This is a genomic window from Myroides sp. C4067 (assembly GCF_038039665.1).
Taxonomy (GTDB): domain Bacteria; phylum Bacteroidota; class Bacteroidia; order Flavobacteriales; family Flavobacteriaceae; genus Flavobacterium; species Flavobacterium odoratimimum.
Window position 1 is genome coordinate 1 of sequence record NZ_JBBPHJ010000057.1, and the last position, 2,421, is coordinate 2,421.

Annotated in this window: 1 protein-coding gene; it reads left to right on the forward strand. The window is 31.3% G+C overall.

Going from position 1 to position 2,421, the window contains the following annotated elements; all coding sequences use genetic code 11:
• On the forward strand, positions 1-2,075 hold a 2,075-nt coding region (locus AABL87_RS17635; protein ID WP_341277693.1), incomplete at its 5' end, for an OmpA family protein.
• Positions 2,076-2,421 lie beyond the last annotated feature (346 nt).

Sequence of the window (2,421 nt, forward strand, 5' to 3'; positions counted from 1 at the left end):
TGATTTGTTTAACAAATACAACAAAGTTAGTACAGCTCGTTTCTTCTAAGAAGGTACAAGTGCTGAAAAATAAATATAGATTTATGGGCAAAATACTATTTAAACCAATTACGATATTCTTATTGTTGTGTGGTATGACTGCGTTAGCGCAGAATATTAAAACAGCAAAATATGGAGACCTTTTATTTGAGCATTTATCATTTAGTGATGCCATTAAAAGTTATGAGGCTGCAATAAAAAGAGGAGAAACTAGTCAAGGAGTATATAGAAACCTTGCAGATGCTTATTATAATAATGGAATGTATAAAGATGCTAATAAATGGTATAGTAAAATATTAAGTAGTGTTGAAGTAAGTTCAGAATTCGTTTCTGCTGATATTTATTTTCGATATGTACAGACATTAAAAAGTGAAGGAGATTATGTAGGGGCAGATAAGGTTATGGATTTGATGGCAGATAAGTTTAAAGAAGATCTTCGTGTTAAACTATATCTTGCAGATAAGAAATATTTAGAGACGATAAAGTCAAATCCCGGAGCGTTTACAGCAACATTAATGGATAATGTGAATACAACTTATTCTGAGTATGGAGCAGCTATGTATAAAGGTCATATGATATTTGCCTCATCTCAGAATAGAACTGACTATTATCCAGGTATTCACAGTTGGACAAATGATCCTTTTACAAAGCTATATGCAGCACCTGTTTATATAGATGGGTATGTAGGTGAGTCTAAACCATTCTCAAAACAGATAGAAGGAAAATTAAATGAATCTACACCTACTTTCTCCCTTGATGGGCAAACGATGTATTTTTCTAGTAACAATAGAGATGCATTAAAAAAACAGGAGGGAATTGTTAGAGTAGAGTTATATAAAGCTACGTTAGATAGTAAAAAGAAATGGTCTAATATAGAGCGTTTATCTTTTAACTCGTTGAATTCAAGTACAGCACATCCTGCTATTAGCCCAGATGGGAAGTGGTTATACTTTGTGTCAGATCGCGAGGGCTCTTATGGGCAGTCAGATTTATATAGAGTACAGATATTAGAAAATGGGAGTTTTGGGAGTCCTGAGAATTTAGGGAATAAGATTAATACAGAAGGAAGAGAAAGTTTTCCTTTTATAAGCACAAATAATGTATTGTACTTTGCTTCTGATGGACGCCCAGGTTTTGGAGGATTAGATATTTATGGAGTGAAGATTAATGAGGATAATTCATTTGGAGAAGTAATTAATCTTGGGGATTCAGTAAATAGTAATTATGACGATTTTGCTTTTTATCTAGATCCTAATTGTAAGTTTGGTTTCATGACTTCTAATCGACCAGAAGGAGTTGGAAAAGATGATTTATATTTTATACGTGAGATAGATGGTATAGATATGGAACTCTACCAAAGTATAAAAGGTAAGGTATATGATATTTTAAGTTCAAATGGAATATCAGGAGCTAAAGTGTCTTTATATGATAACAATCGCAAGTTAATAGAAGAAGTATCTACAAGCGCTCAAGGAGAGTACGAGTTTAAGGATAAGTTAGGTTCGGTTAGCTTTACTGTTGGAGTAGATAAAGAGGGGTATAATACAATAGAACTTGGTTTACCAGCATTAAATAAATCTAATGGAGCTGTACTTGATTTTGGGTTAGAAGGAGGTTCTGGGGCTTCTGTAGATACAATGATACCAGGAGTAGAAATTAAGAAAGGGGACGACTTATTTAAAGTCTTAAAATTAAATGCTATTTATTTTGATTTAGGTAAATATAATATTCGCCCTGATGCAGAAAGAGAACTTTATAAAATATTAGAAGTGTTAAGGAAGTACCCAAGTATGCGTATCGATGTACGTTCACACACAGATATCTCAGGATCAGATGGATTTAATTACCAATTATCTCAAAGACGTGCAGAGTCTACTATAAATTGGTTAGTAAGTAGAGGGGTTAGCCGTAGTAGATTGACAGGTAGAGGGTTTGGTTCTTCTATGTTAGTTAATGATTGCTATAGAGGGGTTCCGTGTCCAGCTTATAAACACCAAGAAAATAGAAGAAGTGAATTTGTAGTAGAAGATTTGTAAAAAATGATAAATAAATGAAAGCTCCTAATTTTATAGGAGCTTTTTCTAAAATATGGGATATATTATTGATAATTAAATCGTTTTTTTTTTGAATTAAGTTCTTTTTTTTGTTATTTTTTTAGATTAAAAAACTTTATTTAACTTTTTAATTGTTATATTTAGTAGTATTTAAATGTAATTAGTTTTTTTTTCATTTGTTTGTTAATTTTGTTGTGAATTTATAACTTGAAAATATGGCATTCAAATGTAAAAAAGAACATTATAACTAATAAAATATTTATGAAAAAAGGAAATACATTGAAATTAATACCTGTGCTTATAACTTCTTGTGTGCTACATGCACAAG